We start from the raw sequence: 22033 nt of genomic DNA on the forward strand, positions 1-22033 counted from the left end.
GTGATGGTGACGCATCACGGACAGAACAAACGCTAATTACCGTTAAGTAACTCAAATTTTAGGGCCCCGGCCCCGACTCGCCTACGTGAGGTTGGCGACAGCGGGAAAGTTGCCCCCCGAGCGGCCCGGCTATGCTCGGGCCCGCACGAGAGAATCCCCGAGCTGGAGCGCGTCCATGAGCCTGAAGATCACCGTGATCGGCACCGGGTATCTCGGCGCCACCCACGCCGCGGCCATGGCCGAGCTGGGATTCGAGGTGCTGGGCCTGGATGTCGTGCCCGAGAAGATCGCCATGCTGGAGCGCGGCGAGACCCCGATGTACGAGCCGGGGCTCGAAGAGCTGCTGCGCCGGCACGTGGCCGGCATCGAGGGGTCGACCGGGCGGCTGCGCTTCACCACCGACTGGGCCGAGATCGGCGCCTTCGGCGATGTGCACTTCGTGTGCGTGAACACCCCGCAGAAGCACGGCGAGTACGCCTGCGACATGTCGTACGTCGACTCCGCGATCGCCTCCCTCGCCCCGCATCTGCGCGGCCCGGCCCTGGTGGTCGGCAAGTCCACGGTGCCGGTGGGCTCGGCCGACCGGCTGGCCGCCTACCTCGCCGAGCACTCCCCCGCGGGCGGCGACGCCGAGCTGGCCTGGAACCCGGAGTTCCTGCGCGAGGGCTTCGCCGTCGAGGACACCCTGCACCCGGACCGGATCGTGGCCGGGGTGCGCGGCGAGCGGGCCGAGAAGCTGCTGCGCGAGGTGTACGCGACGCCGATCGGCGAGGGCACCCCCTTCGTCGTCACCGACTTCCCGACCGCCGAACTGGTGAAGACCGCCGCCAACTCCTTCCTCGCCACCAAGATCTCCTTCATCAACGCGATGGCGGAGGTCTGCGAGGCCGGCGGCGGCGACGTGGCCAAGCTGGCGGAGGCGATCGGGCACGACGACCGGATCGGCAGCAAGTTCCTGCGCGCCGGGATCGGTTTCGGCGGCGGCTGCCTGCCCAAGGACATCCGGGCGTTCATGGCCCGCGCGGGCGAGCTGGGCGCGGACCAGGCGCTGACCTTCCTGCGGGAGATCGACTCCATCAACATGCGCCGACGCGGCCAGATGGTGGAGATGGCCCGGGAGGCGCTGGGCGGCGACTCCTTCCTCGGCAAGCGGGTCGCGGTGCTCGGCGCCACCTTCAAGCCCGACTCGGACGACGTCCGCGACTCGCCCGCGCTCAACGTGGCGGGCCAGATACACCTCCAGGGCGGTCAGGTGACCGTGTACGACCCGAAGGGCATGGACAACGCCCGGCGGGTCTTCCCGACGCTGGGGTACGCGGAGACGGCCCTGGACGCCGTGCGCGGCGCGGACGTCGTGCTGCATCTGACCGAGTGGCGCGAGTTCCGCGAGCTGGACCCGGCGGAGCTGGGCGCGGCCGCGGCGGCCCGGGTGCTGCTCGACGGGCGCAACACCCTCGACCCGGAGCTGTGGCGCCGGGCGGGCTGGACGTACCGGGCGATGGGGCGGCCCACCGCCTGACGGGCGAACGCCCGAGGGACACGAGGAAACGGCGCCGGTTCGGCGCACACGGAAACGGCGCTGGTTCGGCCGAGGCTCAGTCGGCCGAACCGGCGCCGTTCCGCATTTTGCCCCAGCCTCCTGTGCCCGAGGGCCCCGGCTTCCCGCGCTTTACGCCCCCTTGGCCCGGTACCGCCGCATCTTCTCCCGCGCCCCGCAGACCCGCATCGAGCACCAGCGGCCGCGTCCGGCCGGGCTGCGGTCGTAGTACGCCCAGTGGCAGGTCACGGCCTCGCACGCCTTGAGCCGCATCCAGGTGCCCGCCAGCAGCGCCTCGGCGACGGCGGCGGCGACCCGGGAGAGCAGGGCGGTGTCACCGGCGGGGGCGAGGGCCGCGGAGCCGTCCCCCTCGGCCACGGCGACGTACAGCGGCGCGCGGGCCAGCAGTTCGCCGAGCGGGGTGACCGTCCGGTGCGGCGGATGCCCGGCGTGGGCGAGCAGGGCGGCCCGCAGCGACTCCCGCAGCTCCCGCGCCCCGGCGAGCTCCCCCTCGGCGATCCCGAGGCGGGCGCGCCCCTCCTCGGTGTCCAGCGCGTCGGCGCCGTCGGCCAGGTCCACGGTGTTGACCAGGGACTCCACCAGGGCGAGCCCCCCGGGAGCGGCCGTTCTCTCATTCATGGTTGCGACGTTACCCCTTGTCCGGGAGTATGAGGTCACCGTTACTGGTTACCCGCCTCTACAGGTAACAGAAGGAGGTCGTCATGGCTCTCGCCGAGCTCGGTGCGGTGGTCCTGGACTGTCCCGATCCCGACGCGCTGGCCGGTTTCTACGCCGAGGTGCTCGGCGGCACCGCGGAGCGCGACGAGGCGGGCGACTGGGTGGATCTGGCGCTGCCCGGCGGACAGGCGCTGGCCTTCCAGCGGGCCGAGGGGTACATCGCGCCGCGCCGGCCGGGCGCCGAGAGCGACGGCCAGCAGTTCCATCTGGACCTGACCGTGCGGGACCTGGTCGCGGCGCAGGAGGGCGTGCTGAGGCTGGGCGCGACGCTCCTGGACGCCGGGGAACCGGGCCGGTCCTGGCGGGTGTACGCCGACCCCGCCGGGCACCCGTTCTGCCTCTGCGCCTGCTGAGACCGTCCCCCTGAGGAGGAGAAAAACATGGCGTCCGTCGCCCATTTCCGCAACGTCGTGCTCGACTGCCCCGACCCGCACGCCCTGGCCGCCTTCTACGCGGCGGTGGGCGGGGGCACGCCGGTGGCCGAGGACGACACCTGGGTCGTGCTCCAGGTCCCCGGCGGCCCCCGGATGGCCTTCCAGCGGGCCGAGGGGCACACCCCGCCCGAGTGGCCCCGCGCCGACCGCAACGGCCAGCAGCTGCACCTGGACTTCGACGCGGGCAGCACCTGGGCGGAGCTGGACACGGCCCATGAGCGGGTCCTGGCGCTCGGCGCCCGCCCGCTGGACGAGGAGGACCGCGAGAAGAAGGACTTCGTGGTGTACGCCGACCCGGCGGGGCATCCGTTCTGCCTGTGCCGGATCGAGCACCGCTAGGGCGCGGCCGCGGTACGGCGAAGGGGGGGGGGGGGGGGTTTTTTTTCCCCCCCCCCCCCCCCCCCCCCCCCCCCCCCCCCCCCCCCCCCCCCCCCCCCCCGTACTTTGGGGGGGGGGGGGGGGGGGGGGGGGGGGGGGGGGGGGGGGGTGGAAGATAGACCCCCCCGCCCCTTTCCTGTCATCGCGCCTCAGCCGTCCAGCGACTCGATCGTCGCGTTGGACGGTGCCTGCGTGGACCGCAGGTCGCGGGCCACGTCCTCCGCCGCGCCCAGCACCCGTACCGAGTTCTGCCAGGTGAGCTTGGCGAGGTCCGCCTTGGACCAGCCGCGGTCCAGCAGCTCGGCCAGCAGGTTCGGGTAGCCGGAGACGTCGCTGAGGCCGTCCGGGGTGAAGGCCGTACCGTCGTAGTCGCCGCCGATGCCGAGGTGGTCGATGCCGGCGACCTCGCGCATGTGGTCCAGGTGGTCGGCGATCACCGGCACCGTGGCGATCGGGCGCGGGGTGCGCTCCTCGAAGGCGCGGTGCACCTTCATCGCCTCGGCGGTGGTGTCCAGGTGGTGCAGACCGTGGGCGCGCATGTTCTCGTCGGCCGCGGCCGTCCAGTCCACGGCCGCCTGGAGCACGAACTTCGGCACGAACGTCACCATCGCGACACCGCCGTTGGCGGGCAGCCGCTCCAGGACGTCGTCCGGGATGTTGCGGGGGTGGTCGCAGACCGCGCGGGCCGAGGAGTGCGAGAAGACCACCGGGGCGCTGCTCGCGTCCAGCGCGTCGCGCATCGTGGACGGCGCCACGTGCGAGAGGTCGACCAGCATGCCGAGCCGGTTCATCTCGCGGACCACCTCGCGGCCGAACGCGGTCAGGCCGTTCGCCCTCGGGGTGTCGGTCGCCGAGTCCGCCCAGTCCACATTGGAGTTGTGGGTGAGCGTCATGTAGCGCACGCCGAGCGCGTACAGACCGCGCAGGGTGCCCAGCGAGTTGGCGATGGAGTGGCCGCCCTCGGCGCCCATCAGGGAGGCGATACGGCCCTCGCCGCGCGCCGCCTCCATGTCGGCGGCGGTCAGCGCGGGCGCCAGGTCCGCCTGGTAGCGGTCGAGGAGCTGCCGTACGCAGTCGATCTGCTCCAGCGTCGCGGCGACCGGGTCCGGCTGCTCGGCCGGCACGTACACCGACCAGTACTGGGCGCCGACGCCGCCCGCGCGCAGCCGGGGGATGTCGGTGTGCAGATGCCCGTGCTGGTGGCCCGCGATGTCCAGGCGGTCCAGGTCGTAACCCGCCTTCTCGCGCAGCGCCCAGGGCAGGTCGTTGTGGCCGTCGACCACGGGGAACTCACGCAGCAGGGCGCGGGCCTCGTCCAGGTTCGTCACGGCGCTCACTTCCCGAAGCCGAAGCCGCCGGCGCCCTCGACCTTGGAGCGCAGCCGCTTGCCCTTCTCGGTGGCCTGCTCGTTCAGGTCGTGCTGGAAGTCGCGCATGCGGTGCAGCAGGTCCTCGTCATGGGTGGCGAGGATGCGGGCCGCGAGCAGCCCGGCATTGCGGGCACCGGCGACGGAGACCGTGGCCACGGGCACACCGGCCGGCATCTGCACGATCGACAGCAGGGAGTCCATGCCGTCGAGGTACTTCAGCGGCACCGGCACGCCGATGACCGGCAGCGGGGTGACGGAGGCGAGCATGCCCGGCAGATGGGCGGCGCCGCCCGCCCCGGCGATGATCACCTTGAGCCCGCGGTCGGCGGCCTGCTCGCCGTACGTGATCATCTCTCGGGGCATCCGGTGCGCGGAGACGACGTCGACCTCGTAGGCGATCTCGAACTCGTCCAGGGCCTTGGCGGCGGCTTCCATGACGGGCCAGTCGGAGTCCGACCCCATGACGATGCCAACAACGGGGCTCATTCGGTGATGGTGCCTCTCAGATAGCCGGCTGCGTGACGGGCGCGCTCCAGCACGTCGTCCAGGTCGTCGCCGTAGGTGTTGACGTGTCCCACCTTGCGGCCGGGCTTCACGTCCTTGCCGTACATGTGGATCTTGAGCTTGGGGTCGCGGGCCATGCAGTGCAGGTACGCGGAGTACATGTCCGGGTAGTCGCCGCCCAGCACATTGACCATCACGGTCCACCTGGCGCGCGGGCGCGGGTCGCCGAGGGGCAGGTCGAGGACCGCGCGGACGTGGTTGGCGAACTGCGAGGTGATCGCGCCGTCCTGGGTCCAGTGCCCGGAGTTGTGCGGGCGCATCGCCAGCTCGTTGACGAGGACGCGGCCGTCGCGGGTCTGGAACAGCTCGACGGCGAGGTGCCCGACGACGTCCAGTTCCTTGGCGATGGTGAGGGCGAGCCGCTCGGCGCCCAGCGCCAGCTCCTCGTCCAGGTCGGGGGCGGGGGCTATGACGGTGTCGCACACGCCGCCCACCTGGCGGGACTCCACCACCGGGTAGGCGACGGCCTGGCCGTGCGGGGAGCGTACGACGTTGGCGGCGAGCTCGCGGACGTAGTCGACCTTCTCCTCGGCGAGGACCGGCACGCCCGCCCGGAACGGCTCGGCGGCCTCCTCGGCGGAGTCGACGACCCACACGCCCTTGCCGTCGTAGCCGCCGCGGACGGTCTTCAGGACGACGGGGAAGCCGTCGCCCTCCGCCGCGAAGCGCACCACGTCGCCGGGATCAGCGACGATCCGGTGCCTCGGGCACGGGATGCCGATCGCGTCGAGCCGTGCCCGCATCACGCCCTTGTCCTGGGCGTGCACGAGCGCGTCGGGGCCCGGGCGGACGGGGATGCCGTCCGCCTCCAGGGCCCTGAGGTGCTCGGTGGGCACGTGCTCGTGATCGAAGGTGATCACGTCACAACCGCGCGCGAACTCACGCAGCGTGTCCAGATCGCGGTAGTCGCCGATGACGACATCGCTCACGACCTGCGCCGCGGAATCCTGAGGGGTGTCACTGAGGAGCTTGAACCTGATGCCCAGCGGGATGCCCGCCTCGTGCGTCATACGCGCGAGCTGACCCCCGCCGACCATGCCGACTACCGGGAACGTCACACCTACAGCGTATCGGCCACCGCGGACCGGCCGGATCGCCTCCCTCCGGGCCGGCCCCTCGGGCGGGTGTTCCCCACCGGTCCCCGGCTCTTACCCACCGCTTTCCGGCCTCTTTCCGACCTGTTTCCCCGCACTGGCCTGGTCCTCAGGCATCGGGCCCCGGGCGCCGATAGCATGGCCCAGTTGACCAAAACCTACCGACGGGAGCTGCAACGCCATGGAACAGCGTTCCTCGGGGCTGCAACGGCTCGTGGGCGAGATGGCCAAGTTCGGTGCCGTGGGCGGCGCCGGCGTCCTGGTGAACCTGGGCGTGTTCAACCTGGTCCGGCACGTCTCCACCCTCCCGGTGGTGCGCGCCAGCATCATCGCGACCGTGGTCGCCATCGCCTTCAACTACGTCGGCTTCCGCTACTGGACGTACCGGGACCGCGACCGCAGCGGCCGTACCAAGGAACTCACGCTGTTCCTGTTCTTCAGCGCGATCGGCCTGGTGATCGAGAACGGCGTGCTCTTCCTGGCCACCTACGGCCTGGGCTGGGACAGCCCGCTGGAGAGCAACGTCTTCAAGTTCCTCGGCATCGGCATCGCGACCCTGTTCCGCTTCTGGTCGTACCGCACCTGGGTGTTCCGCGCGCCGCCCGCGCAGGAGGCCGAGTCGATCCTGGCGGCGGAGTCGCGCCGCTCCCCTAGCGAGCCCGAGCCGAGGACGCAGCGGGTTCCCTGACCGCTGCCCGGCTCAGCGGACCGACAGCACAAAGGGCCTGCCGGCCGTGCCCCTCAGCGGACGGTCGGCAGTTCCTCGTCCGTCTTGCGGGCCGGGGGCGTGCGCGAGAGGAACAGGCCGAAGACCGGGGGCAGGGCCTGGAGCAGTTCCAGACGGCCGCCGTCGGCCTCGGCGAGGTCCCGGGCGACGGCCAGGCCGATGCCCGTGGAGTTGCGGCCGCTGATGGTCCGCTCGAAGATCCGCGCCCCGAGGTCGGCCGGCACCCCGGGCCCCTCGTCCGTGACCTCGACCACGGCCTGATTGCCGGTGACCCGGGTGCGCAGGGCGACGGTGCCGCCGCCGTGCATCAGCGAGTTCTCGATCAGCGCGGCCAGCACCTGGGCGACCGCGCCCGGGGTGCCCACCGCCTGGAGGTGCCGCTTGCCTGAGCTGACGATGGCCCGGCCCATGCTGCGGTAGGCGGGCCGCCACTCGGCGAGCTGCTGCTGGATGACCTCGTCCAGGTCGAAGGTGACGGCGGAGCCGGTGCGCGGGTCGCGGGAGTTCGTCAGCAGCCGCTCGACCACGTCGGTGAGCCGCTCGACCTGCGTCAGCGCGACGTTCGCCTCCTCCTTCACGATGTCCGGGTCGTCCGTGAGGGTGATCTCCTCCAGCCGCATGGACAGCGCGGTGAGCGGGGTGCGCAGCTGGTGGGAGGCGTCGGCGGCGAGCCGCCGCTCGGCGGTCAGCATCCGCGCGATCTTCTCGGCGGAGGAGTCCAGCACATCGGCGACCCGGTCCAGCTCGGGGACGCCGTACCGCTTGTGCCGCGGGCGCGGGTCGCCCGAGCCGAGGCGTTCCGCGGTGGAGGCGAGATCGGTCAGCGGGGAGGCGAGCCGGTTGGCCTGGCGCACCGCGAGCAGTACCGCCGCGACCACCGCGAGCAGCGCGACCAGGCCGATGATCAGCAGGGTGCGGCCGACCTCCCGGGTCACCGCGGAGCGCGGCTCCTGCACGGTGACGGTCTCGCCCTCCTCGCCGTGCTGGGTGGCGTGGATGACATCGCCGACGGGCCGGGTGCCGATCTCGATCGGCGTCCGGCCGGGCATCTCGATCACCGCGTACTGCTCTTTGCTGACCGGATTGCGCAGCGCGTCGGCGTTGACGTTCTCCGCGGCCAGGATGCGGCTGTCCACGATGCTGGCCAGCCGCACCGCCTCGGACTCCACCCGCTCCTGGGCGCTGTTGGTGATCGTCCGGGTCTCGACGATCACCAGGGAGACGCCGAAGACGGCGATCACCACGAGGACGACGGCGAGGGTGGATTGAATAAGACGTCGGCGCATGTTCCGTTACCTGAGGTGACCGCCGGCCCCCGGTGCGGGGCTCAGCTCTTCTCGAAGCGGAAGCCCACGCCCCGGACCGTGGCGATGTAGCGGGGGTTGGCCGCGTCGTCACCGAGCTTCTTGCGCAGCCAGGAGATGTGCATGTCGAGGGTCTTGGTGGACGACCACCAGGTGGTGTCCCAGACCTCGCGCATCAGCTGGTCGCGCGTCACCACGCGGCCGGCGTCGCGCACCAGCACCCGCAGCAGGTCGAACTCCTTGGCGGTGAGCTGGAGTTCCTCGTCGCCCATCCACGCGCGGTGCGACTCCACGTCGATGCGCACGCCGTGCGTGGCCGGGGGCTGCTGCGGCTCGGCGGCGCCGCGGCGCAGCAGGGCCCGTACACGGGCGAGCAGTTCGGCGAGGCGGAAGGGCTTGGTGACGTAGTCGTCGGCGCCCGCGTCCAGGCCGACGACGGTGTCCACCTCGTCGGCCCGCGCGGTCAGGATGAGGATCGGCACGGTGTGGCCGTCGGCGCGCAGCCGGCGGGCGACCTCCAGGCCGTCCATGCCGGGCAGGCCCAGGTCGAGTACGACCAGATCGACGCCCCCCTGCATTCCGGCGTCGAGCGCGGTGGGTCCGTCCTCGCGCACCTCGACCTCGTAACCTTCCCGGCGCAGGGCGCGGGCCAGCGGCTCCGAGATGGACGCGTCGTCCTCGGCGAGCAGTACACGGGTCATGAGGTGATGGTAGACCGCCCGCATGTGGTGCTGGGGTCTGATCGGTTCCCGGGATTCTTACCTGGGGTGTCCACTGGTACGAACCATCACCTGTGGGATGCGATCGTAGAAGGGGCCTTCGAAATCCGTCGCGCGGTTCCCCCGACACCTGTGATCCGCGTCTCAAGTCCTTCCATACCGGGCGGTGTCCTGACGTACAGTGACGTGAACGCCTGTAGTACACCCGGGGACCTTTGGCGGGCATTGACGCTGAAGGTCCTTCTTGTGTGCGGGCCGGTCGGGTCCGACCGGCCTTGAAAGGAATGACCTCTGGCCGGGCTCCGGACGCATCGTCGCGTCACGGAGCGTGGATCCCGGTGGTCGCCGTCCACCGCTTCGTGATCCGGGGCGGACTCCCCCGGGGCGTTGGGGGCGGGCGGCCGACCCCGCCGGTGCCGGCCGCTACCCCCACCGGGCGCGCAACGCTCCACCGCGCGTCCCGACCAGCAAGGAACGACCATGGCGTCCAGCCTGACGAAGGACTCGGTCCACCCGGGCACCCCCGGCACCGAGAAGACCTTCTTCGGCCACCCCCGCGGCCTGGCCACTCTGTTCATGACCGAGATGTGGGAGCGGTTCTCCTACTACGGCATGCGGGCCCTGCTCCCCCTGTACCTGGTGGCCCCCGGTGGCCTGCACCTGTCCGCGGGCACGGCGACGGCGATCTACTCCGTCTACCTGTCGCTCGTGTACCTGCTCGCGCTGCCCGGCGGCTGGGTCGCCGACCGGCTCCTCGGCCCCCGCAAGACGGTCGCGGTCGCGGGTCTGATCATCATGCTGGGCCATCTGTGCCTGGCCCTGCCGGCCGCCGCGAGCTTCTTCGTCGGCCTGGTGCTGGTCGCCATCGGCTCCGGTCTGCTGAAGGCCAACATCTCCACGATGGTCGGCCACCTGTACGACGGCCCGAAGGACGCCCGCCGCGACGGTGGCTTCACGCTCTTCTACATCGGCATCAACCTGGGCGCGTTCGTCGCTCCGCTGGTCATCGGCACCATCGGTGAGAACGTCAACTGGCACTTCGGCTTCGCGCTGGCCGCGCTCGGCATGGCGCTGGGTCTGACCCAGTACCTGCTGGGCGGCCGCCACCTGAGCGAGCAGAGCAAGGTCGTCCCGACGCCGATGACGGCCCAGGAGAAGGCCACCACCCTGCGCAAGGGCCTGATCTGGCTGGTCATCGCCGCGGTCTTCTACGGCATCGTCGGCTTCACCGGTCACTTCACCCTCAACTGGGCGCTGATCCCGCTGACCGTCATCGGTCTCATCGTGCCGATCCTGGTCATCGGCCGGATCCTGCGCGACAAGGACCTCGACGGCGAGGAGCGCTCGAAGGTCCGCGCGTACATCTGGTTCTTCGTGGCCGCCGCGGTCTTCTGGATGATCTACGACCAGGGTGGTTCGACCCTGTCGCTGTTCGCGAAGGACTCCGCCAAGAACACGATCTTCGGCTGGAACTTCCCGGTCTCCTGGTACCAGTCGGTCAACCCGGTCATGATCATGGCCCTCGCGCCGGTCTTCGCCTGGCTGTGGCTGTGGCTGAACCGGCGCGGCAAGGAGCCGAGCACGATCGTGAAGTTCTCCTCCGGCCTGGTGCTGGTCGGCGCTTCCTTCTTCGTGTTCCTCGCCCCGCTGTCCATCGCGCAGGACGGCCACAAGGCCGCGGCGATGTGGCTGGTCGGCATCTACTTCCTCCAGACCGTCGGTGAGCTGACGCTGTCGCCGGTGGGTCTGTCGGTGACGACGAAGATGGCGCCGAAGAAGTACGCCTCGCAGATGATGGGCGTCTGGTTCCTCGCGGTCACCGCGGGCGACTCCATCACCGCGCTGCTGTCGAACCCGGCCGTCGGCGGGGTCAACCTCGACAAGATGGGCTTCGTGATGCTGGAGGCCGTCCTCGCGGTGATCGCCGGTGTGGCGGTGTGGATGTACCGCGGCAAGGTGAACAAGCTGATGGGCGACGTGCGCTAGTCGCTGGGACTTGGCCGACGAGGGCTGTCGCACCCCGGGTGGGTGTGGCGGCCCTCGTCGTTTGTGCGCCTCAGCGCCGTGGGGGGATTGCGCGTTGGCGGGTGCGGGGGCGTCGTGGTTGTTCGCGCAGTTCCCCGCGCCCCCGGACAAAGACAGGTCGGCTAGCGTCGGCGGGGTCGTGGCATGAAGGTGAACACCGCGCCGCCCAGAAGGATCGCGGTACCCGCCACCAGGCCCAGGGCCTTCAGGGTGCCGTGGTCGCTGGCGCCCGTGTCGGCCAGGCCGCCGGAGGTGGAGGCGCTCGTGCCGCCCGTCGAGCCGCCGGAGGTGGACGTTCCTCCCGAAGTGCCGCCCGGCTGACCGCTGGTGTCCAGGGTCAGGGAGACCTGCGTGCTGGTCGGGGTGCAGGTGGTCGTCGTACCCAGGGCGTTGACCGTCAGGACGCCCGGGGAGAGGGTCGAGGAGCCGGTCGCGCCGGGTTTGTAGGTGCCGGTGAGGTCGGGGATCGCGATGGGGTCGCCGGACTTGATGGGGGCGGCGTTGGCGGGGCCCGCCACATGCGCCGTGCCCTTGTCCGCGCCGCCGACGACCACCTCCATGGACGGCTTCACGGAGCCCGCGGGGATGTCGGCGGGACTGTCCATCACCGACTTCTCGAACCGCACCGTGAGCGCGTAGTCCCCGCCGCTCTTCTTCGCGTCGATCCGCACCGGTGAGGTGGCGTTCTTGTCGCCGATCGGGGTCTTGCACGCGTAGGGGATCTGCACCTCCTTGCCGGTGAAGTCGGTCTGCCCGGTGCCGCCCGACGTGGACGGCGTGGGGGTGGGGGTGGGCGTGGCGCTGTGGGTGGGCGTGGGCGTGGGCGTAGGTGTCGGGGTCGGGGTCGGGGTCGAAGTGCCGCCCGCCGCCGTGACCTTGATCGTCGCCGACTGCTGGACCGCCTCCTTGGGCGTGCACTTCGTGTCCGTCGACATCGCGTTCACCGTGTACGCGTCCGGCGTCAGCGTCACCTCCCCCGGCGCCGTCAGCTTCACGCTGCCCTTCATGTCGGACAGCACCATCTGGGCGCCCTTGGGGATCGCGGGGTTCTGCCGCGGGCCCCGCATCGCGATGTCGGCGCTCTGCGCGCCGGCCGCCTTCAGCACGCCCGAGGGCTGCACCGAGTTGGCGGGCAGGTCGATGATGTCCGGGTTCTTGGACGCGGCCTGGACGAACTTCCAGCCGACGTCCACCGTGTCGCCCACCTTCGCCGTCGCGGGCGCGGTGATCTCGACCTGTGTCGTGCCGTCGACGGGGCTGATGCCCGCGGGCGGCACACAGTGCGTGGCGTACGCCACGGTCGCCGCCTGCGCGGGCGTCGCGGCCAGGCCCAGCAGGGCACCCGCACCGCTCAGCACCAGCGCGGCGCCCACCGCCGTACCTCTCCTTCGCATGCTCACGTGGGTCCCTTCCTGGTGGGGGTCGTACCCGGGGTCGTGCCGGGGGTCGTGCCGGGGGTCGTACGAGACGTCGGGCTGTCGTCGCGCGGTGCGGAGCGCGGTCCTGGCGCCGTGCCCGGGGCGAACCACGGGAGGGCGGGGGCCGGGGACCCGGAGGGCGGTGAGTCGGAGGGCCGGGTCCGGGCACGCCGGGTGGGGCGCGCGAGGCGGAAGCGGGAGGGGCGGGGGGCGGCCGGGCGGCGGGGGCGTACCCGGTCCACCACCGCCATCCCGGCGCGGAACAACGCGGCCGGTACGACCAGGCAGAGCAGGATCCAGAAGAGGGTCACGCCCCAGGGCCGCCCCACGTCCCAGGGCTGTTCGGCGAGCAGCTCGCCGTCGCGCTTCAGCGAGACGGTGTAGCCGCCGTGCGCCCCGGCGGACAGTTCCACCGGCAGCTCGATCTGCGCCTTCCCGCCGGGCGCGAGGGTGCCGTGCCACTGCCGGTCGTCCCACTGCGGGGCGAACACGCCGTGCGCCGTGCCGACTTGGAAGACCGGGTCCTTGACGGGCGTGGTGCCGAGGTTGCCCGCGGTGAAGACCAGGGTGCGGCCCGGCGGGGCGCCGAACCAGGTCAGCAGGGAGCCGGAGCCGGTCAGCCGGGTGTCGGAGAGGATCGACAGCCGCCCGCCGGAGGGCTCGGCGGGCAGCGGGGCCACGGGGTGTCCGGCGACGTCGATGACGGCGTCCGCCTGCGCGGGGGTGCCGGTGACCGTGGCCACGTGCACCACACAGGGGCAGGGCACGGGCGGCTCGGCGACCGGCAGCTTCTTGGCGAAGGCGCCCCGGGCGTCGGTGGTGACGGCACGACCGTCGGCGTTGGCGCAGGAGTTGGTGCCGCCGATGACGCCCCGGGACGGCGTGGCCCGGCCGCAGACCAGCAGCATCAGCAGGGTGTCCGGGCGCCAGCCGGTACCGTGGACGGTGACCGAACCGCCGGTCCCGGCCTGTGCCGCGGACAGCCGTACGGCCGGTCCGTCCGCCGCCGCGACCCCGGCGAGCGGCAGCAGGAGCAGCACGGCGACCGCCAGGACCACGATCCGCCTCACGCCACCGCTCCCGTCAACTCGGCCTCGCGGGACGGGGTTTCGCTCTCGCGGGTACGACGCGCACGCCGCCGGACGAGGAAGGTGACCGCCACCGTCGCCGCGAGCCCGGCGAGGGCGCCCAGCGTGCCCCACGGCACGAAGGTGGCCGCCGTGTCCGCCGTGGCGCGCGCCCCGCCCGCCGTCACCGTCAGCCGTACGTCGACGTGGTCCAGGAACGGGCGGCCGTGCCACGGCTCTCTGAGGGTGCGCCGGGTGCCGGGGGCCAGCCGGACGGGCAGCGGGCGCGGAGCCCGGTCAAGGACCCGCCCGAAGGTGCCGTCGGCGCGCACCGCGAGCGTCGGCACGAGCACGGTCGTACCCCGGTTGACCAGCTGGTACGTGATGTCGTCCGGGTGGAGGGCGAGGTGTTCGACGGTCAGCGCGGCGAGCCGGGGCCCGGCGATCCGCAGCCGTACCGGGACGTCGGCCGCCCGGCCCGTGCCGTCGCGCGCCTCGATCGCGCCGGAGCGGGCGCCGGGCGCGGACCCGGACGGCACGGTCACGGTGAAGGGCACCTCGGCACGGGTGCGGGCCGGGACGGTGAGCGTGGCCCTGGCGAGGACGACCGGCAGTCCGGTGCCGCGCAGCCGTACCGTCACCGGGGTGCGGGCCGGGTTGGTCACGGCGACGGTGTCCTGGAGGGCGGTGCCGGGGGCGCCCTCGGCGTAGAAGGACGGCCGGGGGCCGCCGGCGGGCGCGAGGGACCAACCGGCCGGGCCCGCGGCGGCGGGTGACGCGGCGCCCAGCAGCGTCAGCGTCATCAGCAGGGGCGGTCCGAGGGCGCGTACGGCGGACGGCATGGGCGGCTCCAGCGCTGGTGACCGGGTTTCGGCGGCGTACGGCGGCTTACGGCGGCGGAGTTCAGCGGCGTACGGCGGGGCCGCGCCGGGTCAGCCAGAGGGCGCCCGCGGCGCCGGTGAGGAGGACGGTGCCGCCGAGGGTGCCGAGGGCGATGGCGGAGTCGTCGGGTCCTGTCTGCGGGAGGGTGCCGCCGGGCGCGGAGCCGGTGGAGCCGGTGGAGCCGGAGGTGCCTGAGGAGCCGGAGGTGGCGCCGGTGGCCCCGGAGGAGCCGCCGGTCGAACCGCCGCCCGCCGCGGTCACGTCGAGCGTCAGGGAGGGGCCCGGGTTGCCGGTGGGGGTGCAGGTCGTCGTCGTGCCGAGCGCCTTGATGGTGAGCGTGCCCGCGGTGAGCGTGACCTTGCCGGACTTCCCGGGCGTGTAGGTGCCGCTCAAGTCGCTGATCTTGATGGGGGTGTTGGCGGGGATCGCGGCGGCGTTGGGCGGCCCGCTCACCGGGATCGTGCCGCTGTCCGCGGCGCCCAGCTTGATGGTGGCGCTCGGGCTCATCGCGCCCTTGCCCAGCTCGACGGGGCTGGAGGAGACGCCCTTCTGCCAGGACATCGTGACCTTGTAACCGGCGCCGCTGCGGACGCCCTTGATGTCGATCGGCGAGACGGCGCTCTTGACGCCGATCGGCGTCTCACACTTGTAGTTGACGTCGACCACGTCGGCGTGGGCGACCGGCGCGGTCAGCACCACGGCCGCTCCGGCCAGCGCCGCGGCGGACGCGAACGCGGCGGTTCGTTTCGGGTACGACACGATCGGTCCACCCCAATTCGTTCCCGGCAAATTCCTGACGGTGCATCAGGTCAGCCGTCAAGGTACGCCCGGGACCCCGAGGAAGGAAGACACGTACCGGCGGGGGTTGTGTGGGGGGTCGGGGGTGACGCGGTGCGCTCGGGCGGCTCGGGTTGCGCGCGGGCGTGCGGGATGACCAGGGGGGCGGGGGGGCGCACGCGGGCGTGCGGGATGGCCTCCGGGAGGACGATCAGGCGCTCGGAGCCGCGCGGGTCCCACCGGAGTGACGGCTGCGCACTCGGGCCGCGGGGCCTGCCGGAGTGGCGGCCGGTCGGAGTGGCGCGTGGGCGGCCCCTGAGGCGGGGCCGCTCGGTGCGGCGTGCGGCGGGGTCAGGCCGGAGCGCCCAGTTCCGCCCACACCGTCTTGCCGGGGCGGCCCTGGGCGCGCACCACGCCCCAGTCCAGGCACAGGCGCTGGACGATGAACATGCCGTGGCCGCCGGGGCGGCCCGCGCGATGGGGCGTGCGGGGGGCCGGCTGGCCGGTGCCGCGGTCGGTGACCTCCAGGCGGATCACCTTGTTGTCACAGGCGAGGGCGAGCTCGTCGGGCCCCTCGGCGTGCAGACAGGCGTTGGTGACGAGCTCGGAGACGACGAGCAGCACGTCCTCCGCGGCGGCCCGCTGGTCCGCGCCCGCGGCGGGCAGCCAGCCCCAGTCGTACAGCGCCTGCCGGGTGAAGTCGCGGGCGAGCGGGACGACGCCACTGGCCCCTTCGAGGCCGAGTCTGCGGACCTGCCGGCCCCGCGCCGCCTCCGTGCCGCCCGCGCCCGTCCGGGACGGCGGCGCGGCCGCCGTCCGGGACGGCGGCGCGGCCGCGCCCGTCACGGATGCCATGGCGGCGCCGGCCGGCGCGTCCTCCTCCGAGGACCCGGGCACCCCGGAAGCGCCGCTGGGCTCGTGGCCGCGGTCGCCCGGCGGGTAGGGCCGGGTGGTGCTCATCAGCGCTTCACCTCACCGAATCACCAGTTCACGATGGAAAAGTCCGGTACTCCCCGGCACCGGTCGGTCCGTCCGTCGTCGGCGCCCTCGCCCCGCCGTACGTCCCGTCATCCGCACATCAGCCCCCGTCCGCCCGTCGCGTGACGCCTCGCACTCCTGTTCGCGGTCGTCCCGTCCGGGCAGGTTCCTGCCCGTTCGAGCCGGTCGCACACCCACGGGTACGTCACACCCGGAGCGCGGCGACACCGCCTTGGTGGTGGATGGTCGCCAGCATCTCTCCTGCCCGACCCGGGCGCCGGAACACCCCCGTCTTCCGCGGGGCGCACGGGTACCGCACCCGGCCGCGCATGATCGCGGGCTCAGTCGGTGCCGTCGCCCTCCCCGGCCAGGGCGTCCGCAACGGAGTCATGGACGGTGAAGACCGCCTCGGCCCCGGTGATCTCGAACACGCGAGCGACTACGGGCTGCATTCCCGCCAGATGGACGCCGCCACCGGCGGCCTCCGCCTTCAAACGGGCTCCGAGCAGGACGTTCAGCCCCGTGGAGTCACAGAACTCCAGGCGCGAGCAGTCCACCACGAGCCGCGAGAATCCCTTGCCCAGGAGGTCGTCGAGGGGTTCGCGCAGTAGATCGGCGGTGTGGTGGTCAAGCTCACCCGCCGGTGTGACAACCGCGCTGGCGCCCTCTTCACGCACCTCCACCAGAAGCCGGCCCGACTGTGCGCTGCCGACCATCCCGTGGTCCATGCCGTCTCTCTCCCGAGGTCGTGGCTTGCTGATGCCCTCGAACATTACGCCTTCCTGGCGCAGTCCGGCACCCGAACAACCTCACATAATCGGACATACCCCAACAGAACGCACTTGCGATCGCTCAGGCAAAGCCGATAGGGCTAGTAAGGACACGTACTTCTACACGCCGGCTTTGGAGGCGCCGCACTCCGTAGTGCACCTGATGGCTTCGGCAGCCGTATGCCGAGAACGATGGAGGACACCCATGTCACCCCGGCTCGACGCCTCGCCTACCCCGACCGCGACGTCGACACCCCCACCGGTACAACTGGATCATCCCATCGATCTCCATGACCCCTTCGAGGGACTCCCGGAGATCCCCCCGTACGACGAGGTCGGCCCCGTCGACGCACGGGCCCTGTCCAAGACCCTCTTCGGGCGCCTGGAAGCGCTGGAGGAAGGGACGCACGAGTACGCGTACGTGCGTAACACCCTCGTCGAGCTGAACCTCGCGCTCGTCAAGTTCGCCGCCTCCCGCTTCCGCTCCCGCAGTGAGCCGATGGAGGACATCATCCAGGTCGGCACCATCGGCCTGATCAAGGCGATCGACCGCTTCGAGCTCTCGCGCGGTGTCGAGTTCCCCACTTTCGCGATGCCGACCATCATCGGCGAGATCAAGCGCTTCTTCCGCGACACCTCGTGGTCCGTGCGCGTACCGCGTCGGCTCCAGGAGCTGCGTCTGGACCTGGCGAAGGCCGGGGACGAGCTGGCCCAGCAGCTGGACCGCGCGCCGACCGTCACGGAGCTGGCCGAGCGCCTGGGCATCTCGAACGACGAGGTCGTCGAGGGCATGGCCGCCTCGAACGCGTACACCGCCTCGTCGCTGGACGCCCAGCCCGAGGAGGACGAGACCGAGGGCGCGCTCGCGGACCGCATCGGGTACGAGGACCACGGGATCGAGGGCATCGAGTACATCGAGTCGCTCAAGCCCCTGATCGCCGGGCTGCCCCAGCGCGACCGGAAGATCCTCTCCCTGCGGTTCGTGGCCAACATGACCCAGTCGGAGATCGGCGAGGAACTGGGCATCTCCCAGATGCACGTGTCCCGCCTCCTGTCCCGCACGCTGGTACGGCTGCGCAAGGGACTGACGGTGGAGGAGTGACTTCCGGGGCACCCGTCCTCTCTCCGGATCGGACACGCCGAAGCGGGGCAGACCCCCCACCCGGGGGTCTTCTTTTTGTTTTTTTGTTTCCTTTTTTTCCCCCCCCCCCCCCCCCCCCCCCCCCCCCCCCCCCCACGGGGGGGGGGGGGGGGGGGGGGGGGGGGGGGGAATGAGGGGAAACCATACCAAAAAAAGAACAAAACCCCCCCCCCCCCCCCCCCCCCCCCCCCCCCCCCGCTTCGGCGTGTCGTCGTGTCTCCGGTGCTCACACCACCCGTACGCCGCTCCGCCACACCCCGCTGACCAGGGGCACGCCCGGCCGGTAGGCGAGGTGGACATGGCTGGGCGCGTCGAGGAGGGTCAGGTCGGCGCGGGCACCGGGGGTGAGGCGGCCGATGTCGGTGCGGCGCAGGGCCGCGGCGCCGCCCGCCGTGGCGGACCAGACCGCCTCGTCGGGGGTCATGCCCATGTCGCGGACGGCCAGGGCGACGCAGAAGGGCACGGAGGAGGTGAACGACGAGCCCGGGTTGCAGTCCGTGGACAGGGCGACGGTGACCCCCGCGTCCAGCAGCCGACGGGCGTCGGGCCACTCGGCGCGGGTGGAGAACTCCGCGCCGGGCAGCAGCGTGGCCACCGTGTCGCCGCTCGCCAGGGCGTCGACGTCCGCGTCCGTGAGGTGGGTGCAGTGGTCGGCGCTGGCCGCGTCCAGCTCCACGGCCAGCTGGACGCCGGGGCCGTAGGAGAGCTGGTTGGCGTGGATGCGCGGGTGCAGGCCCCTGGCCTTGCCCGCGGTGAGGATCGCGCGGGCCTGGTCGCCGTCGAAGGCGCCCTTCTCGCAGAACACGTCGATCCAGCGGGCGTGCGGCGCGCAGGCGTCCAGCATCTCGCCGGTGACCAGGGCGACGTAGGCCGCCGGATCGTCGGCGTAGTCCGGGGAGACGATGTGCGCGCCGAGGTACGTCACCTCGTCGGTGTGCTCGGCCGCGATGCGCAGGGCGCGGGCCTCGTCCTCGACGGTCAGGCCGTAGCCCGACTTGGTCTCGAAAGTGGTGGTGCCCTGGCGCAGCGCCTCGGCCAGGTAGTGGGTCAGGTTGGCCGCCAGCTGCGCGTCGCTCGCGGCGCGGGTGGCGGCGACGGTGGTGCGGATGCCGCCCGCCGAGTAGGCGCGGCCGGACATCCGGGCGTTGAACTCCTGGGTGCGGTCGCCCGCGAAGACCAGGTGGGAGTGGGAGTCCACGAACCCCGGCAGCACCGCCCGGCCGCCCGCGTCGACCCGATTGTCAGTGGCGGGTGCTTTGCTTGATTCACCGGTCCACGTGACGCGGTCGCCCTCGATGACGACGGCCGCGTCCTGGATCAGACCGAGGGGAGAGTTGTCACCGAGGGAGGGGTCGTTGGTGACCAGTGCGGCGATGTTGGTGATGACGGTGCTGCTGCTCATGGTGTCGTCCTCGTGGGGGGCGATGGGGGTCGGCGCGGGGACCGGCGCGGTCAGCGCAGGGCTTCGACGGCGGCGGCCAGCGCCCGCGGCACATCCGGTACGAGCGTGTGCGCGCCGTCGCGTACGACCTGCCGCCCGCCCACGACCGTATGCCGTACATCGGCCGCGCCCGCCGCGAATACGGCCGTCTCGGCGCCCAGCCGGGGCTCGGGGCCCGCGGTCCTGACCGAGTCCAGGGCGATCGTCGTCAGATCGGCGAGCGCGCCCGGCTCGATGCGGCCGGCCTCGTCCCAGCCGAGGGCGGCGTGCCCGTCGGCGGTGGCGGCCCGCAGCAGGGCGGCGGCCGTCCAGTGGCCCCGGGTGCGGGTACGCAGCCGCTCGTTCAGCTCCATGGCACGCGCCTCTTCGAGCAGGTCGATGACGGCGTGGCTGTCGGAGCCGAGGGAGAGCGGGGAGCCGGCCCGCTGGAGGGCGACGGCCGGTCCGATGCCGTCGGCGAGGTCTCGTTCGGTGGTCGGGCACATGCAGGTGCCGGTGGCCGAGCCGCCGAGCAGGGCGATGTCCTCGTCGGTGAGGTGGGTGTTGTGCACCCCGGTGGTGCGCGGCCCGAGGACACCGTGGTCGGCGAGCAGCCGGGTGGGGGTGCGGCCGTGCGCGGCGAGGCAGGCGTCGTTCTCGGCGGTCTGCTCCGAGAGGTGGACGTGCAGCGGGGCCCGCCGCTCCTCGGCGAAGCGGGCCACGGTCGCCAACTGGTCGGCGGGCACCGCTCGTACGGAGTGGATCGCCGCCCCGATCCGCGCGTGATCCCGTTCCTTGAGAACTGCACAGCGTTCGGCCCAGGCCTCCGCGCTGCCGTCGGAGAAGCGGAGCTGGTGGCTGTTGGGCGCCTGGTCGAAACCGGCCGCGAGATAGCAGGTGTCGAGGAGGGTGATCCGGATGCCGGCCTCCGCGGCGGCCGCGATCAGCGCCTCGCCCATGGCGTTGGGGTCGGCGTAGGGGGTGCCGCCGCGGGCGTGGTGCACATAGTGGAACTCCCCGACGCAGGTGATGCCGGCCAGCGCCATCTCGGCGTAAGTCGCACGAGCGAGCGAGAAATAGCTGTCGGGGGTGAGTTTGTCCGCGACGGAGTACATGACGTCGCGCCAAGCCCAGAATGATTCTGGCGCCCGCTCGCCGCCTCCACCGCTCTGTCCCCGCGCCTGCGGGGGTGATCCGGTCCCGGAGCCGACCTGGACGGAACCGCGAAGTGCGCGGTGGAAGGCGTGCGAGTGGGCGTTCGCCAGCCCCGGCAGGGTCAGGCCGCGCAGCGCCTCGGCGCCGGGCGGCGGGGCGGGCACCCCGGTGCGCACGGCACCGATCCGCCCGCCCTCGGTCTCCACCAGCACCCCCGGCTCGACACGGTCGCCGAGCCAGGCGTGCTCCAGCCAGTACGTCGCCCTGGTCAACAGGCCAGCCCTTCCAGTACGTCGGCGAGCGCGTCCACCCCGGCCACGCAGTCGTCCTCGGCCGCGAACTCGGCCGGGGAGTGCGAGACGCCGGTGGGGTTGCGCACGAACAGCATGGCGGTGGGGATGCTCCCCGAGAGGATCCCGGCGTCGTGTCCGGCGCCGGTGCCGAGGACGGGCACCGTGAGGCCGGTGTCCCGGCCCAGGATGCGGCCGAGTTCGTCGCGCAGCGCGTGGTCGAACTCCACGACGGGCGTGAAGGACTCCCGTACGACGTCCAGGTCCACGCCGTGCGCGTCCGCGTACTCCCGGGCCGCCTTCTCGATGCCGCCGACCACCGTGTCCAGGGTCTCCTGGTCGGCGGCGCGGGAGTCGAGCCAGCCGCGCACCCGCGAGGGGATCGCGTTGACGCCGTTGGGGTCCACCGCGATCTTCCCGAAGGTGGCGACGGCACCGGCGAGTTCGGCCTCGCGGCGGGCGGCGAGCACGGTCTCGGCGTAGGACAGCATCGGGTCGTGGCGGTCGGCCAGCCGGGTGGTGCCGGCGTGGTTGGCCTCGCCCCGGAAGTCGAACCGCCAGCGGCCGTGCGGCCAGATGGCGCTGGCGATGCCCACCCGGTCGCCGGACAGGTCCAGCGCGCGGCCCTGTTCGACGTGCAGCTCGACGAAGGCGCCGATCCTGGCCAGCCGTTCGGGGTCGGGCCCGATGGCCTCCGGGTCGTATCCGGCGGCCGCCATGGCGCGGGGCAGGCTGACGCCGTCCCCGTCGGTGAGCCGGTGCGCGTCCGCGACGGTCAGCGCGCCCGAGGTGAGCCGGGACCCGACACAGGCGAGGCCGAACCGGGCGCCCTCCTCGTCGCCGAAGTTGACGATGGCGAGGGGCTTGGTGAACCGCGCCCCCCTGCGCAGCAGTTCGTCGAGCGCGGCGAAGGAGGACACGACCCCGAGGGGCCCGTCGAAGGCCCCTCCGTCCGGCACGGAGTCCAGGTGCGACCCGGTGACCACGGCGTCCCCTGCGGCGGGGTCGCCGAGCCAGGCCCACTGGTTCCCGTTCCGGTCGACCTCGTGGACGAGCCCGCGGCCCTCGGCCTGCTCCTTGAACCAGGCCCGGCACTCGGCGTCGGGCCCGGTCCAGGCGTGGCGCCGGTATCCACCGGAGTCCGCGTCACGGCCGATGGGCAGCAGCTCGCGCCACATCTCCTGGAAGGAGGAGCCGCTCCGGGCCGTGTGGGCGGCCGGACCCGCAGTCGGCGACGAACCCTGCA

Annotated in this window: 21 protein-coding genes; 6 read left to right on the forward strand and 15 right to left on the reverse strand. The window is 72.5% G+C overall.

The window, feature by feature from the left end; all coding sequences use genetic code 11:
- Positions 1–175: 175 nt before the first annotated feature.
- Positions 176–1519 carry a UDP-glucose dehydrogenase family protein gene (locus ACLF5H_RS21505; RefSeq protein WP_421677645.1) on the forward strand — a complete coding sequence of 448 codons (1344 nt, stop codon included), beginning with the start codon at positions 176–178 and terminating at the stop codon, positions 1517–1519.
- Positions 1520–1669: 150 nt separating this feature from the next.
- Here the strand turns inward: ACLF5H_RS21505 and ACLF5H_RS21510 are convergent, their stop codons facing one another.
- Positions 1670–2176 (reverse strand): CGNR zinc finger domain-containing protein, encoded by a 507-nt coding sequence (locus ACLF5H_RS21510; RefSeq protein ID WP_421677646.1) that lies wholly within the window; start codon positions 2174–2176, stop codon positions 1670–1672.
- A gap of 83 nt (positions 2177–2259) precedes the next feature.
- On the opposite strand from ACLF5H_RS21510, the gene ACLF5H_RS21515 reads away from it, so the two are divergent.
- Together ACLF5H_RS21515 and ACLF5H_RS21520 are read left to right on the forward strand one after the other, a co-directional pair.
- Complete coding sequence (locus tag ACLF5H_RS21515; RefSeq protein WP_421677647.1) at positions 2260–2628, forward strand: VOC family protein; 369 nt, start codon at positions 2260–2262, stop codon at positions 2626–2628.
- Between the two features lie 27 nt (positions 2629–2655).
- Complete coding sequence (locus tag ACLF5H_RS21520) at positions 2656–3048, forward strand: VOC family protein (RefSeq protein WP_421677648.1); 393 nt, start codon at positions 2656–2658, stop codon at positions 3046–3048.
- A gap of 188 nt (positions 3049–3236) precedes the next feature.
- Here ACLF5H_RS21520 and ACLF5H_RS21525 read toward each other — a convergent pair whose 3' ends face one another.
- Genes ACLF5H_RS21525 through ACLF5H_RS21535 form a run of 3 tightly spaced genes read right to left on the reverse strand, consistent with a single transcriptional unit; the run spans position 3237 to position 6078 of the window.
- Positions 3237–4415 carry a dipeptidase gene (locus ACLF5H_RS21525; protein ID WP_421677700.1) on the reverse strand — a complete coding sequence of 393 codons (1179 nt, stop codon included), beginning with the start codon at positions 4413–4415 and terminating at the stop codon, positions 3237–3239.
- Between the two features lie 5 nt (positions 4416–4420).
- On the reverse strand, positions 4421–4942 hold the full coding sequence (purE, locus tag ACLF5H_RS21530; protein WP_078967599.1) for a 5-(carboxyamino)imidazole ribonucleotide mutase: 522 nt from the start codon (positions 4940–4942) through the stop codon (positions 4421–4423).
- Positions 4939–6078, reverse strand: coding sequence for a 5-(carboxyamino)imidazole ribonucleotide synthase (locus ACLF5H_RS21535; protein WP_421677649.1), 1140 nt, complete (start codon positions 6076–6078; stop codon positions 4939–4941). The genes purE and ACLF5H_RS21535 overlap by 4 nt, the downstream gene beginning before the upstream one ends.
- 217 nt (positions 6079–6295) lie before the next feature.
- On the opposite strand from ACLF5H_RS21535, the gene ACLF5H_RS21540 reads away from it, so the two are divergent.
- Entirely contained in the window at positions 6296–6802 is a 507-nt protein-coding gene (locus ACLF5H_RS21540; RefSeq protein ID WP_421677650.1) for a GtrA family protein, read from the forward strand.
- Positions 6803–6855: 53 nt separating this feature from the next.
- On the opposite strand, the gene ACLF5H_RS21545 is transcribed toward ACLF5H_RS21540, so the two are convergent.
- Both ACLF5H_RS21545 and ACLF5H_RS21550 read right to left on the reverse strand, forming a co-directional pair.
- Positions 6856–8127 carry an ATP-binding protein gene (locus ACLF5H_RS21545; protein ID WP_085565062.1) on the reverse strand — a complete coding sequence of 424 codons (1272 nt, stop codon included), beginning with the start codon at positions 8125–8127 and terminating at the stop codon, positions 6856–6858.
- Positions 8128–8168: 41 nt separating this feature from the next.
- Complete coding sequence (locus ACLF5H_RS21550) at positions 8169–8846, reverse strand: response regulator transcription factor (protein ID WP_020940464.1); 678 nt, start codon at positions 8844–8846, stop codon at positions 8169–8171.
- A gap of 498 nt (positions 8847–9344) precedes the next feature.
- Here ACLF5H_RS21550 and ACLF5H_RS21555 point away from each other — a divergent pair, with 498 nt between their 5' ends.
- Positions 9345–10850, forward strand: coding sequence for a peptide MFS transporter (locus tag ACLF5H_RS21555; RefSeq protein WP_421677651.1), 1506 nt, complete (start codon positions 9345–9347; stop codon positions 10848–10850).
- 161 nt (positions 10851–11011) lie between these two features.
- Here ACLF5H_RS21555 and ACLF5H_RS21560 read toward each other — a convergent pair whose 3' ends face one another.
- From ACLF5H_RS21560 to ACLF5H_RS21585, 6 genes are all read right to left on the reverse strand, one after another.
- On the reverse strand, positions 11012–12283 hold the full coding sequence (locus ACLF5H_RS21560; protein ID WP_421677701.1) for a hypothetical protein: 1272 nt from the start codon (positions 12281–12283) through the stop codon (positions 11012–11014).
- Between the two features lie 2 nt (positions 12284–12285).
- Positions 12286–13377: a hypothetical protein gene (locus ACLF5H_RS21565; RefSeq protein ID WP_421677652.1), complete on the reverse strand. Its 1092-nt coding sequence runs from the start codon at positions 13375–13377 to the stop codon at positions 12286–12288.
- A complete protein-coding gene (locus ACLF5H_RS21570; RefSeq protein ID WP_421677653.1) occupies positions 13374–14216 on the reverse strand; it encodes a hypothetical protein in 843 nt (280 codons plus the stop codon). The genes ACLF5H_RS21565 and ACLF5H_RS21570 overlap by 4 nt, the downstream gene beginning before the upstream one ends.
- A gap of 61 nt (positions 14217–14277) precedes the next feature.
- On the reverse strand, positions 14278–15015 hold the full coding sequence (locus tag ACLF5H_RS21575; protein ID WP_421677654.1) for an LPXTG cell wall anchor domain-containing protein: 738 nt from the start codon (positions 15013–15015) through the stop codon (positions 14278–14280).
- Between the two features lie 369 nt (positions 15016–15384).
- On the reverse strand, positions 15385–15993 hold the full coding sequence (locus tag ACLF5H_RS21580) for an ATP-binding protein (RefSeq protein ID WP_421677655.1): 609 nt from the start codon (positions 15991–15993) through the stop codon (positions 15385–15387).
- A 359-nt stretch (positions 15994–16352) separates the two neighbouring features.
- A complete protein-coding gene (locus tag ACLF5H_RS21585) occupies positions 16353–16739 on the reverse strand; it encodes an STAS domain-containing protein (protein WP_046419781.1) in 387 nt (128 codons plus the stop codon).
- 247 nt (positions 16740–16986) lie between these two features.
- Between ACLF5H_RS21585 and ACLF5H_RS21590 the strand changes: the two genes are divergently transcribed.
- A complete protein-coding gene (locus ACLF5H_RS21590; RefSeq protein WP_125211244.1) occupies positions 16987–17883 on the forward strand; it encodes an RNA polymerase sigma factor SigF in 897 nt (298 codons plus the stop codon).
- 265 nt (positions 17884–18148) lie between these two features.
- Here the strand turns inward: ACLF5H_RS21590 and hutI are convergent, their stop codons facing one another.
- The 3 genes from hutI to ACLF5H_RS21605 are packed head-to-tail and all read right to left on the reverse strand — an operon-like array spanning position 18149 to position 21965.
- On the reverse strand, positions 18149–19324 hold the full coding sequence (hutI, locus tag ACLF5H_RS21595; RefSeq protein WP_421677656.1) for an imidazolonepropionase: 1176 nt from the start codon (positions 19322–19324) through the stop codon (positions 18149–18151).
- 50 nt (positions 19325–19374) lie between these two features.
- Entirely contained in the window at positions 19375–20769 is a 1395-nt protein-coding gene (locus tag ACLF5H_RS21600; protein ID WP_421677657.1) for a formimidoylglutamate deiminase, read from the reverse strand.
- Positions 20766–21965, reverse strand: coding sequence for an allantoate amidohydrolase (locus tag ACLF5H_RS21605; RefSeq protein ID WP_421677702.1), 1200 nt, complete (start codon positions 21963–21965; stop codon positions 20766–20768). The genes ACLF5H_RS21600 and ACLF5H_RS21605 overlap by 4 nt, the downstream gene beginning before the upstream one ends.
- Positions 21966–22033: the final 68 nt, after the last annotated feature.

The organism is Streptomyces sp. LaBMicrA B280 (genome assembly GCF_049222185.1).
Lineage (GTDB): Bacteria > Actinomycetota > Actinomycetes > Streptomycetales > Streptomycetaceae > Streptomyces > Streptomyces murinus.

Coding starts and splice junctions, on each gene's coding strand:
- ACLF5H_RS21555 (WP_421677651.1), top strand. CDS start 9,345: ATGGCGTCCAGCCTGACGAAGGACTCGGTCCACCCGGGCACCCCCGGC.
- ACLF5H_RS21570 (WP_421677653.1), bottom strand. CDS start 14,216: ATGCCGTCCGCCGTACGCGCCCTCGGACCGCCCCTGCTGATGACGCTG.
- ACLF5H_RS21590 (WP_125211244.1), top strand. CDS start 16,987: ATGTCACCCCGGCTCGACGCCTCGCCTACCCCGACCGCGACGTCGACA.
- ACLF5H_RS21510 (WP_421677646.1), bottom strand. CDS start 2,176: ATGAATGAGAGAACGGCCGCTCCCGGGGGGCTCGCCCTGGTGGAGTCC.
- ACLF5H_RS21505 (WP_421677645.1), top strand. CDS start 176: ATGAGCCTGAAGATCACCGTGATCGGCACCGGGTATCTCGGCGCCACC.
- ACLF5H_RS21580 (WP_421677655.1), bottom strand. CDS start 15,993: ATGAGCACCACCCGGCCCTACCCGCCGGGCGACCGCGGCCACGAGCCC.
- ACLF5H_RS21540 (WP_421677650.1), top strand. CDS start 6,296: ATGGAACAGCGTTCCTCGGGGCTGCAACGGCTCGTGGGCGAGATGGCC.
- hutI (WP_421677656.1), bottom strand. CDS start 19,324: ATGAGCAGCAGCACCGTCATCACCAACATCGCCGCACTGGTCACCAAC.
- ACLF5H_RS21545 (WP_085565062.1), bottom strand. CDS start 8,127: ATGCGCCGACGTCTTATTCAATCCACCCTCGCCGTCGTCCTCGTGGTG.
- ACLF5H_RS21520 (WP_421677648.1), top strand. CDS start 2,656: ATGGCGTCCGTCGCCCATTTCCGCAACGTCGTGCTCGACTGCCCCGAC.
- ACLF5H_RS21585 (WP_046419781.1), bottom strand. CDS start 16,739: ATGGACCACGGGATGGTCGGCAGCGCACAGTCGGGCCGGCTTCTGGTG.
- ACLF5H_RS21515 (WP_421677647.1), top strand. CDS start 2,260: ATGGCTCTCGCCGAGCTCGGTGCGGTGGTCCTGGACTGTCCCGATCCC.
- ACLF5H_RS21550 (WP_020940464.1), bottom strand. CDS start 8,846: ATGACCCGTGTACTGCTCGCCGAGGACGACGCGTCCATCTCGGAGCCG.
- purE (WP_078967599.1), bottom strand. CDS start 4,942: ATGAGCCCCGTTGTTGGCATCGTCATGGGGTCGGACTCCGACTGGCCC.
- ACLF5H_RS21560 (WP_421677701.1), bottom strand. CDS start 12,283: ATGCGAAGGAGAGGTACGGCGGTGGGCGCCGCGCTGGTGCTGAGCGGT.
- ACLF5H_RS21605 (WP_421677702.1), bottom strand. CDS start 21,965: ATGTGGCGCGAGCTGCTGCCCATCGGCCGTGACGCGGACTCCGGTGGA.